The sequence below is a fragment of the Mesorhizobium sp. P2_D5 genome (genome assembly GCF_056404355.1).
Genome location: NZ_JBFUEE010000003.1, coordinates 267,017 through 279,193 on the forward strand (window position 1 = coordinate 267,017; position 12,177 = coordinate 279,193).

Sequence of the window (12,177 nt, forward strand, 5' to 3'; positions counted from 1 at the left end):
GGTCGAATTACTTGACGGCTCCGGCCATCAGGCCGCGGATGTAGAAGCGCTGCAGAACCAGGAACAGGATGAGGCACGGCACCATCATCACGGTGACGCCCGCCTGCACCGCGCCCCAGTCGATGGCGCCGAAACGGCCCGACTGAAGTGCTGTCATCATCACCGGCAGCGTGAATTTGGACTGGTCGGTCATCAGCACCAGCGCGGCGAGGAACTCGTTCCAGGCGCCGAGAAAGGCAAAGAGCGCGATGGTGACGACACCCGGCCAGACCAGCGGCAGCATCACCTTCACAAGCATGGTGAGATTGCCGGCGCCGTCCATGCGGGCGGCTTCCTCGATCTCGCGCGGCACCGCGTCGAAGGCGTTGCGCATCATGAAGATCGAGAACGGCAGTTGCAGCGTCACATAGACGCCGACCAGGCCGGTCAGCGTGTTGTGCAGGCCAAGCTTGGTCAGCACCAGGAAGATCGGCGTCAGGATCGACTGGAACGGGATCATGATCGTCGACAGGATGAGGACGAAGAACAGGTCCTTGAACGGGAACCGGAACCGCGAAAAGCCATAGCCGGCCAGCACGCTGACGGCGACCGACAGCACGACGGTCATCACCGAGACATAGATGCTGTTCTGCGCCGAGATCCAGAGCCCGTCACCGAAGCTGTTGAGCGTGACATAGTTCTCCAGCGAGACGCCCGACGTTGGCCACGGCGGCAGGGGCGGCAGGCGCGCTTCCTGCGCCGGCTTGAAGGCCGACAGCACCGCCCACACGATCGGCGCCGCAAACAGCACCGAGGCGATGATGCCGGTCGAATGCTCGGCGATGCGGGCGGCGAGCCTGCGGTTGCGGGAGGTGGCCTGCGCCATCAGTCGAGACCCTCCGGCTTGCGCAGCAGCCACAGCTGGACGAGGCTGAGCGCCACCAGGATGACCAGCAGGACCATGGACAGCGCGGCGCCATAGCCGAGCTTGAACGACACGAAGGACTGGTTGAAGATCCAGTAGACTGCCGTCAGCGTCTGGTTGCGCGGGCCGCCGCGCAGGATGATGTAGAACTGGTCGAAGGCGAGGATCGAGCCGGCGACCGACAGGATCAGCGCCAGCGCCAGCGTGCGGCGCATCAGCGGCAGCGTGATCGCCCTGAACCGGGCGAACGGCCCGGCGCCGTCGATGACCGCCGCCTCCTGCAGATCCTGCGGGATCGATTGCAGGCCGGCCATCAGGATGATCATGGTGAAGCCGGCGACCTTCCAGACGACCATGGCGATGATCGACCAGAAGGCAGGCTGGAAAGTGGCCAGCAGGTTGAACTTCTTGTCGATCAGGCCGAGATCGTAGGCGGCCGGGCTGAACAGGCCGGAATCGACGTTCAAGAGCCATGACCAGAGCAGGCTGGCCGAAGCAAAGCCGACGACCGCCGGCATGAAGAACATTGTGCGATAGAGATTGGTCAGCGGACGCGGCCGTTCGACGAACAGCGCCAGCGGAAACGCCACCGCGAAGATCGCGATGGTGACGACCAGTGTGTACCAGCCAGTGAAGCGCAGTGCATTCCAGAACCTGGTGTCGTGCAGGATCGCGACATAGTTGCCGAGGCCGATATAGCTCCGCTCGCCCATCAGCGGCCAGTTGTGCAGCGACATCCACGCCGTCATGCCGAGCGGGATGAGGAAGAAGACGACGACCAGCGCGACGGCCGGCGCGACATAGAGCAGGCCGATCCACTGCCGGCGGCCGGCGCCGGTGAGCTTTCGGGCGCGTGGTGGGGCAGGGGTTTCTGCTGTGATGGAGGTCATGCTTGCTCTTCCGTTGCATCCGGCGCGCCGCCCTACCTTCCCCTTGTGGGGAGGTTGGACCGCAGGTCCGGGTTGTGGGCCGGCGCCGCCCCCCACCCCGCTGCTTCGCAGAGACCCTTCCCACAAAAGGGGGAGGGTAAGGAGCGGCGCGCCGGCCACCCGCCCAGGGAGACAGGCGGGCGGCCGGCAGGCGTCCGCTACTTCTGCGGCGCCTGGTCGATGATCGACTGCATCGTCTCCTGGGCATTGGCGATGGCGCCGTCGACATCGTCGCCGAAGAAGACCTCGTTGATCATCTGCGTCCACGGACCGTTGGCGGAGTTGATCAAATCGTTGAACACCACGGAATAGGGTGTGCGGCCCTTGGCCATGGCCTCGGCGGCGATCTGGTAACGCGGATCGAGATCCTTCAGCGCTTCCTTGGCGATGTCGCCGCGCACCGGCAGGCTGCCGTACTTGGCCAGGATGGTCTGGCCCTCGAGCGAATAGGCGAAATCGAGGAACTCCTTCACCACGGCGAGTTTCGGGGTGCCCTTGGTGACGACGAAATTGTCACCGCCGGCAAAGGACGACCAGCCGCTGTCCTTGCCCGGCAGGAAGGTGACGCCATAGTCGACATCGGGATACTGGGTGTTGAGCGCGCCGATGGCGAAGGCGCCGGACGGCGAGATGCCGATATTGCCGGCGGCGAAGGCGGCAAAAAAGTTGGCACCGGTATCGGTCTGCGCGCCTGCCGGTACCAGGTCCTTCTTGACCATCGAGCGGTAGAGATCGATGGCGCCGCGCAGCTGCGGGCTGTCCAGCGTCGCCTTCGAGCCGTCCTCGCTGAGGATATCACCGCCCGACGCCCAGATCAGCGGCGTGAAGGTGAAGATGTTGCAGCCGCCGCAATTGCCGGAGAAGTAGAAGCCCTTGATGTTGCCGCCGAGCCCGTTGACCTTCTCGGCGTCGGCGGCGATCTCGGCCCAGTTGGTCGGGCCTTTTTCGGGATCGAGGCCGGCCTGCTTGAACAGCTTCTTGTTCCAGATCAGCACCGAAGCGTCGGCGGAGAAGGGCAGGCCGTAGATGTGGTCCTTGTAGGTGCCGGTCTTCACATGCGCCGGCGACAGGCTGGAGAAATAGGGCAGCGATTTCGCCCAGTCGGTGATGTCCTCGAGCTGGCCGGCGGCGGCGAAGGACGGCGTGTAGATCAGGTCGAGCGACAGCGCGTCGGGCGCCGTGCCGCCGGCGGCCGCTGCACCATATTTCGGGATGATCTCGGCATTGGGGATGATGTCCAGCTTGATCTGGTTGGTGTGCGCCTTGTTGTAGGCGTCGACGATCCTCGGCATGAAATTCGAGCCGTCGGCACGCACCCAGATGTTCGCCGTCTCGGCGGCCGCGGCACTGATGCCGCCGCCCAGTACGGCAGCGGCCAGGGCCAGTTTGGCAATCAGGTTCCTCATGTTCTCCTCCTCCAGGGTTCGCCGCGGTCCGCGGCTTGGCACCGATCTCGCGGCGCGTGGTTTTCAGCCATCCAGCGGATGGCCGCATGACTGCCGCACCACCAGCCGGCACGGCAGTTTTCGAATGCCCGGCGCGGCGGGCTGGCCGCCGACCAGCGACAGCAGGGTCAGCCCTGCCTCGCGCCCGAGGGCGGCCAGGTTCATGTCGACCGAGGTCAGCGGCGGGCGCGTCGCCTCGGCCACGATCTCCCAATTGTCGAAACCGATGACGCCGACATCGCCGGGAACGTTGAGGCCGCGTTCGCGCAAGGCATCGATGACACCGCGTGCGATCTGGTCGTTGCCGCAAAAGACGGCGTCCGGCCTTTCATTCTTGCTGTTGAACAGTTGCGCCACCGCCTCGTGACCCCAGCCTTCCGACCAGGCGCCGAGCAGCGGCTCGGTGACCGGCAAGCCGTTCTCGGCCAGCACGTCGCGATAGGCCTGCGCCCGCGCATGCACCACGGCGAAGCTCGCCGGCCCCGTCACGTGGGCGATGCGCTGGCGGCCGAGCCGGCACAGATGCTCGACGGCCAGCCGGGCGCCGCCGGCATCGTCCGAGACGAAGGCGATGGCGTCGGGATCGGGCTGGGTGAAGGCATAGATCACCGGGACGCGCAGATTGCTGAGGTCGACCGGCAGATGGCGGTCGATGCGCTTGCCGGTGGCGATGATGCCGTCGACGCGCTTGTCGAGCATGGCGTCGACATGCATCTGACCGAGGCGCGGATCCTCCTCGACATTGCACAGGAACACCGAGACGCCATTGTCGACCAGCGCGTCCGAAATGCCCGACATCAGCGGCAGCGAGAAGCGGCCATAGGTATCGTTGGTGAGCAGGCCGACGGTGAAGCTGCGCCGCCTGAGCAGGCTCTGCGCCAGGCTGTTGGGCCGGAAGCCGAGACGCCGGGCGGTCTCGCGAATGCGCTCGCGCGTCTCGGCGGTCATGCGCCCCTGGTCGTTGAGCGCCTTGGAAGCGGTGGCGACGCTGACGCCGGCCTGCGCCGCCACGTCACGCAATGTGACTGGCTTGGAAAAGACCGGGACAGGCTCCGATGCCATCGCGCCAAAAATCCTTAGTGGGAAAAGGTTTTCCCTTACAGTCCAGAGAAAGAGCCAGCCTTGCGGCCAACCCGGTCAAAACTGTTGGAAAAACCTTTTCTCAAGTAAGGCTAGGCTACATCCAGAGCTTGTTCAAGGGAAAAATTGCCGGCGCCCGTGGGTGGGATTTTCGCGGCAAAATTCCGGCGAAGCCCGGCCACCCGTCAGTGAAGTGTTAATCGCTTGCGCGCCATGGTGGTCGCTCGCCAGGACAGCAGAGCTCCGCCATGCCCGATACGCCCTACACCCCGAAAGGCCCGGCGCGAACCGATGTCTCGCAGCCCGGCAGGGGGGCAAGGCACGACAGCCGCTCCGACGAACGTCGTCAAGCCGCCACGATCGCCCGGCTCAAGGCGGAAATCGCGGCGCAGGCCAAACTRATTGCCAGGCAGGAGCTTTCGCTGGCCCACAGCCGCAAAATCTTTGACCGCGCCTCGGCAGCCGCGCGCCTTGGCGTGTGGGAATGCAGCCTGCCCGACGAGCGGCTTACCTGGACCGACGTGGTCTATGACCTGTTCGACCTGCCGCGCGGCTCAGCGCTCGATCGCTCGGAGATCATCAAGTGTTATCCGGCGGAGTCGCGCAAGGCGTTGGACAGCCTGCGCGGCAGGGCGATCGCCGAGCGCAACGGCTTCACCCTCGATGCCGAGATCACCACCCTTGCCCGCCGCAGCCGCTGGATCCGCATCACCGCGACGGTCGAGTGCGAGGACGGCGTTCCGGTGCGGATCTTCGGCATGAAGCAGGACATCACCGAGGAAAAGATCCTGTCTGACCGGATGCGCTATCTGGCCGAATATGACGTCATGACGGGGCTGGCCAATCGCGGCCGGTTCCAGGCGCGGCTTGCGCATACGGACGAGGGCCGTCCGCTCGGCGCGCTGCTGCTGATCGATCTCGACGGCTTCAAGGCCGTCAACGACACGTTCGGCCATGTCGTCGGCGACGAATGCCTGAAGGCGGCCGCCGAGCGGCTTGCCGGGAGCTGCGGCGAGGCGGATCTGGTGGCGCGCGTCGGCGGCGACGAGTTCGCGGTCCTGCTCGGCCCGCATCTCGACCGCGGAGCGGTCTCCGGCCTGGCGCGCGGCATCATCGAGGCGATGGGCAAGCCGGTCAGCGCTTGCGGCCAGTCGCTCAGGCTCGGCGCCTCGGTCGGCATCGCCTTCGCCCAGGCTGGTGCACCGTGCGACCTGTTCATGCAGGCCGATACTGCGCTCTATGCCGCCAAGGCGGCAGGGCGCAACACGTTCCGCATCTTCAAGTCCGACGCCGCCGCGAAGGGTCGCAGCGCCGCGGCCTGAGGGCCAAGCTCCGGCGTGTTGTACGGCCTTGGTCGACGGGCGCCGCGCATCTTTCACCAACGCCGTCCCTATCTGCATTTGGCATGCAGGGCGCTCGAGAAAAGAGTGCTATGCAAGGCAAGCGAGCATTCTTGCTCCAACTCCTTCCCCGTCATTCGAGGTCGTTTTCGTGCGTGAACCATCGCCGTTGCCTGTGTTTGGAAAACTTGGCGTCAAGCCGCCTGCTGCCACTGTCAAGGCGCCGGTTTCGTCGGCAGGTGTGGCGTTGCGGTTGCGGGAGCTTCTGGCCGCGCATGGCGGCATGCTACTGAAGCTGTCGGTCATCGCCTGGACGGTGCTGATCCTGGCCACGGTGTTTTTCATGATGCAGGGCTGACCAGCATGGCCAATCGCTACACGCTGCGCATGGAACTGCCCCAGAGCTGGACCATCATCGATGTCTTCACCGGCCAGCCTGCCGTGATCCGGCAAAAGGTGATGGTCGGGATGGGCCCGCGCGAGGCCGAGGACATGGTCGTGCAGATGAACGTCCGTGACGTCAAGCGCCGGGAAAGGGCAGAGCGCAAGTCCTGACCTGCGCAGTCGCCGCCGAGGTCAGCACTTTGCCGCCGGCAAGAGCTCGCCACACCGCAAACCGAGGATTCCCGTGAGAGCCAGCCTGAAGCAGAAGATACTGGAGGTCTGTGATCGCAAGATTTCCGAGAAAGGGCCTGGCGTCGGCGTATCGTTCTACGCGTTCTTCGCCAACAGGAACGACGACCCCGACCTTTTGATGGAAGCCGCCGAATGGTGGATCAGAACTCACCGCCTCGACCATTTTGAAAAGGCTGAAAAGATACGCACCATGGTCGAGAAGATGGATATTTAATCTTGGTTTCCATGGATGTCGTTGTCTCACGACCGGGGCCGTTTTTGAGTGGCATGCACCAAGCTGATCAGCCGAAATCGGCGGCCGTCAGCACGTACATGCTCTTGCGGGTGCGGTCGTAGGCCTTCGACGCCACGTCACGGATGGCGCTGCTCTCAGTATCGAATGTGGCGAGATAGCCGGCTTCATTGGTCGCGGTCGCCGGCTGCATCCTGGTCATCGCATCGGCGGCGACGGAGAAGGAGATCTGGAACATGCCGTCATGGCCAACGAAACGGATGCGCTTGCCGGCTTCGTCATAGCTTCGGCTGCGGTTGGGGAAGGTCAGGCTCATGTCTTGGCCTCCGTGGCTTTCTTGACCACCCGCTTCTTCTTCGGCGTCGGGTTCAGCGCTTCGGCAACGCGGTCTGCCTCTTCCTTGGCCAACCGCAGCTCCCGCAGCCTTGCGGTCTTGATCTCCCTGGCCCGTGCCTCGGACATGTACTCAGCGGTTGCCTTGTTGCGCTCCGCCGTTTTCTTCTGCTTGTCGACAAAGCGGGCTTCAGCTTTTTCCATGATCGTCTGATTGCCTTCGGCCATCGAAGAAATCTCCCTTGTGCCTGAAATTGAGAAAACGAACTTGTCCGATAAATAGGCACTCAATCGGCAAAATTCAATTTTTTGAATTATTTGACCAATCGGCGATATCACGAAACGGCAATCCGAAATAATACTTTTGAATATTTATTCCGGCCGCGAATAATTTTTGGCACTCCTATCTATCGAGTGCCAAAGCGCCTATAGGAGGGGCGCGGCCGCCTGTGCCGGCCCCCAGAAGGAAGTTCTCATGAAGTTTCGGCCACTCCACGATCGCGTCGTCATCCGGCGCGCCGAAGGCGACACCAAATCCAAGGGCGGCATCATCATCCCCGACAATGCCAAGGAAAAGCCGCAGGAAGGCGAAGTCATCGCCGTTGGTCCCGGTGCACGCGACGAAAACGGCGCGCTTGTTCCACTCGACGTCAAGGCCGGCGACTTCATCCTGTTCGGCAAATGGTCGGGCACCGAGGTCAAGATCGACGGCGAGGACCTGCTGATCATGAAGGAAGCCGACATCATGGGCGTCATCGAGAAGGCCGTCGAGGCCAAGAAGGCCGCCTGACCAATGAGGAGCCGGCTTTTGCCAGGCTCCGGCGAGCGGTTCACTCCACCACACGAACGGGATTAAAAAAATGTCTGCCAAGGAAATCAAATTCTCCACCGATGCACGCGACCGCATGCTGCGCGGCGTCGAGATCCTCACCAATGCGGTGAAGGTCACGCTCGGCCCCAAGGGCCGCAACGTCATCATCGACAAGGCCTATGGCGCGCCGCGCATCACCAAGGATGGCGTCACTGTCGCCAAGGAAATCGAGCTTGCCGACAAGTTCGAGAACATGGGCGCGCAAATGGTGCGTGAAGTGGCTTCGAAGACCAACGACCTCGCCGGTGACGGCACCACCACCGCCACGGTGCTGGCTGCCTCGATCCTGCGCGAAGGCGCCAAGCTGGTCGCTGCCGGCATGAACCCGATGGACCTCAAGCGCGGCATCGACCAGGCGGTCACCGCCGTGGTTGGGGAAATCAAGGCGCGGGCCAAGAAGGTCAAGTCGTCGGCCGAGATCGCCCAGGTCGGCACCATCGCCGCCAATGGCGATGCCAGCGTCGGCGAGATGATCGCCAAGGCGATGGACAAGGTCGGCAATGACGGCGTCATCACCGTCGAGGAAGCCAAGACCGCCGACACCGAACTCGACGTCGTCGAGGGCATGCAGTTCGATCGCGGCTATCTCTCGCCCTATTTCGTCACCAATGCCGACAAGATGCGCGTCGAGCTGGAAGAGCCCTATGTCCTCATCCACGAAAAGAAGCTCGGCAATCTGCAAGCGATGCTGCCGATCCTCGAAGCCGTGGTGCAAAGTGGCAGGCCGCTGCTGATCATCTCCGAGGACGTCGAAGGCGAGGCGCTCGCCACGCTGGTCGTCAACAAGCTGCGCGGCGGCCTCAAGGTCGCGGCCGTCAAGGCGCCGGGCTTCGGTGACCGCCGCAAGGCGATGCTGGAAGACATCGCCGTGCTCACATCAGGCCAGATGATTTCCGAGGATCTCGGCATCAAGCTCGAAAACGTCACCATCGAGATGCTCGGCCGCGCCAAGCGCGTGCTGATCGACAAAGACACCACCACGATCATCGACGGCGCCGGCACCAAGGCGACCATCCAGGCGCGCGTCGCCCAGATCAAGGGTCAGATCGAGGAGACGACGTCCGACTACGACAAGGAAAAGCTGCAGGAGCGGCTAGCCAAGCTCTCCGGCGGCGTTGCCGTCATCCGCGTCGGTGGCGTCACCGAGTCGGAAGTCAAGGAAAAGAAGGACCGCATCGACGACGCGCTGAATGCGACGCGCGCGGCGGTTGAAGAAGGCATCGTGCCCGGCGGCGGCGTGGCTCTGCTGCGCGCAAGGTCGGCGCTTGCGGGTCTCGCTGGCGCCAATGACGACGTCACGGCGGGCATCTCGATCGTGCTGCGGGCTCTTGAAGCGCCAATCCGGCAGATCGCCGAGAATTCCGGCGTCGAAGGCTCGATCGTGGTCGGCAAACTCACCGACAGCAAGGACCACAATCAGGGCTTCGACGCCCAGAACGAGGTCTATGTCGACATGATCAAGGCAGGTATCGTCGATCCGGCGAAAGTGGTGCGCACCGCACTGCAGGATGCCGGCTCGATCGCGGCACTGCTGATCACCGCTGAAGCCATGATCACCGACATCCCGGCCAAGGATGCCGCACCTGCAGGCAATGGCGGCGGCATGGGCGGCTACTAAAGTTTCAGGTGATGCCGGCCTGCTCGGAAACCACCGTTTTCGACCCGGCCTGACATGAATCTACGCCGGTTCTAGGAGCCGGATATTACCGCCGGGGGCAGTCTCCCCCGGCGCGCAGGCCTCTAGCCCAGGAGACGGATCCATGATCACGTTCGTGCAGAAGCCAGAGACGGTCGTTACGACCGAAATCACCGAGGAAAGCCGCTTCGACCGCATCCGCAGGATTGCCGCCGACAAGCACAAGAAGTCCGATTCCGACACGGCAGCGCCTTCAAAGAGCGAGCCCAAACGACCGATGTGAGCGCTGCGGAGCCGTCGCTGCTTCCGCGCAACGCCAGTATCACCTAGCGCGTCAGCGGCGCGGGCCCATCGCGCCGGCCGAACGCGTCCAGCCAGTTCCTGTCGGCGGTGTCGGGGTGTCCGGTATTGTCATTATATTAGCTTCAGCGCATATTTGGCGGGCAGTAGGCCCTTGGCCGTCAAGGCGTCCAAGGGCGCCTGCAGTTGCTACCGAAAAAATCACTTCGTGCCGGCTCGAATTTGTTGAGCAGTCACGAGACAATGACATTGGGAGGAATAGTCATGAAAGTGACCATATTGGCAAGCTATGCGCCTCACGCCGCCAAAGGATTGATGCAGGGGTCAGACAGGCAAGCTGCGGTCAAGGCGCTTTTTGAAAGCGTTGGCGGCAAGATGACCAGCGTGATGTTCACGCGCGGCATTTATGACGTCGTCGTCAATGGCGAGGTGCCGGACCAGGTCGCAGGGATGGGCATATCCCTTGCGGTGCGAGCGAGCGGCTCGCTGACAGATATGGTTGTACTGGAAGAACTCGATATGAAGGCAGTGCTCGCGGCTGCCAACAAGGCTGCTGGCGCGTACAAGCCCGCCGGCTGAAGGACTTGCCTTCTTGATCAAGGCAGCACGGTTCGATGGACGTGCCGTGCTGCCGAGTATCGGACCGGGCATCCTTCTCGCGACTTTCGCAGCGACCGGAATTCTAACTCTTTGTTTTGACGCAATTCCCTTAGGGAGCGCGCACGCGCTTTTCCCGGGAAAACCGCTTCACACTTTTCCTGGAATTCCTCTAGTATCGCCCAGTGGTCGTTTGGTGCAGAGAGCTTGCCGAAACGAACCGCGATCCTCGATACGGAGACAAGCGATGTTTGCGGCCAAGGCCATCGACACCTCGGACAAGGCTGCGTTCTACCGCGACCTCGCCGCGCAACTGAAGGCGCTGCTCGAGGGCGAACGCGATTCGATTGCCAACGCCGCCAACACCGCGGCGCTGATTTTCCAGATGGTGCCCGACCTCAACTGGGCCGGCTTCTATTTCCTGCAATCCGACGAGGAGATGGTGCTTGGGCCGTTCCAGGGCAAGCCGGCCTGCGTGCGCATCGCGGTCGGCAAGGGTGTCTGCGGAACAGCGGTGGAACTGAGCACCTCGATGCTGATCGAGGACGTGCATGATTTTCCCGGCCATATCGCCTGCGATGCCGACTCGCGTTCGGAGCTGGTCGTGCTGCTCGAGGACGATGACGGCGTCTTCGGCGTGCTCGATCTCGACAGCCCGTTGCCCGGCCGCTTCGACAAGGTCGACCAGGCCGGCATCGAGACGCTGGCGGCGATTTATGCCGCCGCGAGCTCGTTCGAGGACTGAAGGTTCGAACGCCCTAGAGCGCCTCAGACGAGCTTCACCAGCATCAGGCTGAAGCAGCCGATGAACAGGAAGGCCGAGAAGGCCAGCGCCAGCGGGCGCAGGCCGCGCGAGCGCAGCTGCGAAATGTCGGCCTGCAGGCCCATGGCGGCCAGCCCCATGGTCAGCATGATGGTGGTGGCGAGCGCCATCGCCGACTTCACGTCGGCCGGCACGCTGACGAGGCTGTTTAACGCCACGACGGCGACGAAGGCGGCGACAAACCAGGGCATCGGCGGTCGTGCCGCCGACTGATTGCTGCTCTTGCGGCGCGCCATCAGGCCGAGCGCGATGACCATCGGCGCCAGCATGGCAACGCGGGTCAGCTTGGCGACGGTGGCGATCTCGCCGGACTGGGTGCCGTTCTGGAAGCCGGCGCCGATGACTTGCGCCACCTCATGGATCGAGGCGCCGGCCCACAGGCCGAAAGCGTGCTGGTCGAGGCCGAGCAATGGCGCCAGCAGCGGGAAACCGAGCATGGCGACGGTGCCGAACAGCGTGATCGAGGCGACGGCGTAGGTGACGTCCTCGTCGCGCGCGTCGGTGACGATGTTGGTGGCGACGATGGCCGAGGCGCCGCAGATCGAGGTGCCGGCGGCGATCAGCTGCGCCAGCTTGGCGTCGACGCCGATCAGCCGGCCAAGCGTGATGGTGAAGAGGAAGGTGGAGCCAAGCGTCAGCGCCACGATGCCCACGCCGCCGGCGCCGATCGACACCACTTGGCCAAGCGTCAGCTGGAAGCCGAGCAGCACGATGGCGAAGCGCAGCAGCCGGCGCTGCGAAAACGCGATGCCGGCCTTGGCGTGGGCGGGGGTGCCGAGCACGTTGGAATAGATCATGCCGGCGACGACGGCGAGGATCATCGGGCTGAACAGAGCGAAGCCGGACACATTGCGGGCCGAGAAGGCGACGCCTGTGATCATCGCGACCAGCACGATGCCGGGCACAACGCCGTTCCACACCGAATTGAGGGACTTTCGTCCTTGGGCGAGTTCGGCGGAAATCAGGCCATTCGGAATATCGTTCGCGATGTGGGTAAGGGTGGACAATGCAATGCTCCAGGCGGGTATGCCGGAGGAATGCCATTCCTGAA

The 12,177-nt window shown here is 63.6% G+C and carries 16 protein-coding genes; 9 read left to right on the forward strand and 7 right to left on the reverse strand.

The annotated features are described in order from the left end of the window. Positions 1-7: 7 nt before the first annotated feature. The 4 genes from AC1DYW_RS14440 to AC1DYW_RS14455 form a co-directional block, all read right to left on the reverse strand. Complete coding sequence (locus AC1DYW_RS14440; protein WP_095091133.1) at positions 8-865, reverse strand: carbohydrate ABC transporter permease; 858 nt, start codon at positions 863-865, stop codon at positions 8-10. Next, positions 865-1,794 (reverse strand): carbohydrate ABC transporter permease, encoded by a 930-nt coding sequence (locus AC1DYW_RS14445; protein ID WP_477226657.1) that lies wholly within the window; start codon positions 1,792-1,794, stop codon positions 865-867. Before AC1DYW_RS14445 ends, AC1DYW_RS14440 begins: the two co-directional genes overlap by 1 nt. A gap of 197 nt (positions 1,795-1,991) precedes the next feature. Beyond that, positions 1,992-3,239 carry an ABC transporter substrate-binding protein gene (locus AC1DYW_RS14450; protein WP_477226658.1) on the reverse strand — a complete coding sequence of 416 codons (1,248 nt, stop codon included), beginning with the start codon at positions 3,237-3,239 and terminating at the stop codon, positions 1,992-1,994. 63 nt (positions 3,240-3,302) lie between these two features. After that, positions 3,303-4,340, reverse strand: coding sequence for a LacI family DNA-binding transcriptional regulator (locus tag AC1DYW_RS14455; RefSeq protein ID WP_477226659.1), 1,038 nt, complete (start codon positions 4,338-4,340; stop codon positions 3,303-3,305). Between the two features lie 266 nt (positions 4,341-4,606). Here AC1DYW_RS14455 and AC1DYW_RS14460 point away from each other — a divergent pair, with 266 nt between their 5' ends. The 4 genes from AC1DYW_RS14460 to AC1DYW_RS14475 all read left to right on the forward strand — a co-directional run bounded on the left by AC1DYW_RS14460 (position 4,607) and on the right by AC1DYW_RS14475 (position 6,548). Next, positions 4,607-5,680 (forward strand): diguanylate cyclase domain-containing protein, encoded by a 1,074-nt coding sequence (locus AC1DYW_RS14460; RefSeq protein ID WP_477226660.1) that lies wholly within the window; start codon positions 4,607-4,609, stop codon positions 5,678-5,680. 169 nt (positions 5,681-5,849) lie between these two features. Then, on the forward strand, positions 5,850-6,056 hold the full coding sequence (locus AC1DYW_RS14465; protein ID WP_477226661.1) for a hypothetical protein: 207 nt from the start codon (positions 5,850-5,852) through the stop codon (positions 6,054-6,056). A gap of 5 nt (positions 6,057-6,061) precedes the next feature. Next, on the forward strand, positions 6,062-6,253 hold the full coding sequence (locus AC1DYW_RS14470; protein ID WP_258595293.1) for a hypothetical protein: 192 nt from the start codon (positions 6,062-6,064) through the stop codon (positions 6,251-6,253). Between the two features lie 73 nt (positions 6,254-6,326). After that, a complete protein-coding gene (locus tag AC1DYW_RS14475; protein WP_477226662.1) occupies positions 6,327-6,548 on the forward strand; it encodes a DUF6500 family protein in 222 nt (73 codons plus the stop codon). A gap of 67 nt (positions 6,549-6,615) precedes the next feature. Here the strand turns inward: AC1DYW_RS14475 and AC1DYW_RS14480 are convergent, their stop codons facing one another. Both AC1DYW_RS14480 and AC1DYW_RS14485 read right to left on the reverse strand, forming a co-directional pair. Continuing rightward, positions 6,616-6,882, reverse strand: a complete 267-nt coding sequence (locus AC1DYW_RS14480; protein ID WP_457153814.1) for a DUF1488 family protein — start codon at positions 6,880-6,882, stop codon at positions 6,616-6,618. Further along, a complete protein-coding gene (locus AC1DYW_RS14485; protein ID WP_457153813.1) occupies positions 6,879-7,127 on the reverse strand; it encodes a hypothetical protein in 249 nt (82 codons plus the stop codon). Before AC1DYW_RS14485 ends, AC1DYW_RS14480 begins: the two co-directional genes overlap by 4 nt. 247 nt (positions 7,128-7,374) lie before the next feature. Between AC1DYW_RS14485 and AC1DYW_RS14490 the strand changes: the two genes are divergently transcribed. From AC1DYW_RS14490 to AC1DYW_RS14510, 5 genes are all read left to right on the forward strand, one after another. Next, positions 7,375-7,689 carry a co-chaperone GroES gene (locus AC1DYW_RS14490; protein WP_477226663.1) on the forward strand — a complete coding sequence of 105 codons (315 nt, stop codon included), beginning with the start codon at positions 7,375-7,377 and terminating at the stop codon, positions 7,687-7,689. Positions 7,690-7,759: 70 nt separating this feature from the next. Continuing rightward, complete coding sequence (gene groL / locus AC1DYW_RS14495) at positions 7,760-9,388, forward strand: chaperonin GroEL (RefSeq protein WP_477226664.1); 1,629 nt, start codon at positions 7,760-7,762, stop codon at positions 9,386-9,388. A 142-nt stretch (positions 9,389-9,530) separates the two neighbouring features. Next, entirely contained in the window at positions 9,531-9,689 is a 159-nt protein-coding gene (locus AC1DYW_RS14500) for a hypothetical protein (RefSeq protein WP_167458376.1), read from the forward strand. Positions 9,690-9,970: 281 nt separating this feature from the next. After that, positions 9,971-10,285, forward strand: a complete 315-nt coding sequence (locus AC1DYW_RS14505; RefSeq protein ID WP_095091143.1) for a GYD domain-containing protein — start codon at positions 9,971-9,973, stop codon at positions 10,283-10,285. Between the two features lie 265 nt (positions 10,286-10,550). Continuing rightward, the gene (locus tag AC1DYW_RS14510) at positions 10,551-11,048 is read left to right on the forward strand and encodes a GAF domain-containing protein (RefSeq protein WP_477226665.1); all 498 of its coding nucleotides are present in this window, start codon (positions 10,551-10,553) and stop codon (positions 11,046-11,048) included. A gap of 23 nt (positions 11,049-11,071) precedes the next feature. On the opposite strand, the gene AC1DYW_RS14515 is transcribed toward AC1DYW_RS14510, so the two are convergent. Then, positions 11,072-12,133: a YeiH family protein gene (locus AC1DYW_RS14515; protein WP_477226666.1), complete on the reverse strand. Its 1,062-nt coding sequence runs from the start codon at positions 12,131-12,133 to the stop codon at positions 11,072-11,074. Positions 12,134-12,177: the final 44 nt, after the last annotated feature.

Excerpts from the sequence above, each read along its gene's own strand:
- AC1DYW_RS14440 (WP_095091133.1), bottom strand. The coding sequence starts at position 865 with ATGGCGCAGGCCACCTCCCGCAACCGCAGGCTCGCCGCCCGCATCGCC.
- AC1DYW_RS14445 (WP_477226657.1), bottom strand. The coding sequence starts at position 1,794 with ATGACCTCCATCACAGCAGAAACCCCTGCCCCACCACGCGCCCGAAAG.
- AC1DYW_RS14450 (WP_477226658.1), bottom strand. The coding sequence starts at position 3,239 with ATGAGGAACCTGATTGCCAAACTGGCCCTGGCCGCTGCCGTACTGGGC.
- AC1DYW_RS14455 (WP_477226659.1), bottom strand. The coding sequence starts at position 4,340 with ATGGCATCGGAGCCTGTCCCGGTCTTTTCCAAGCCAGTCACATTGCGT.
- AC1DYW_RS14470 (WP_258595293.1), top strand. The coding sequence starts at position 6,062 with ATGGCCAATCGCTACACGCTGCGCATGGAACTGCCCCAGAGCTGGACC.
- AC1DYW_RS14480 (WP_457153814.1), bottom strand. The coding sequence starts at position 6,882 with ATGAGCCTGACCTTCCCCAACCGCAGCCGAAGCTATGACGAAGCCGGC.
- AC1DYW_RS14485 (WP_457153813.1), bottom strand. The coding sequence starts at position 7,127 with ATGGCCGAAGGCAATCAGACGATCATGGAAAAAGCTGAAGCCCGCTTT.
- AC1DYW_RS14490 (WP_477226663.1), top strand. The coding sequence starts at position 7,375 with ATGAAGTTTCGGCCACTCCACGATCGCGTCGTCATCCGGCGCGCCGAA.
- groL (WP_477226664.1), top strand. The coding sequence starts at position 7,760 with ATGTCTGCCAAGGAAATCAAATTCTCCACCGATGCACGCGACCGCATG.
- AC1DYW_RS14500 (WP_167458376.1), top strand. The coding sequence starts at position 9,531 with ATGATCACGTTCGTGCAGAAGCCAGAGACGGTCGTTACGACCGAAATC.
- AC1DYW_RS14505 (WP_095091143.1), top strand. The coding sequence starts at position 9,971 with ATGAAAGTGACCATATTGGCAAGCTATGCGCCTCACGCCGCCAAAGGA.
- AC1DYW_RS14510 (WP_477226665.1), top strand. The coding sequence starts at position 10,551 with ATGTTTGCGGCCAAGGCCATCGACACCTCGGACAAGGCTGCGTTCTAC.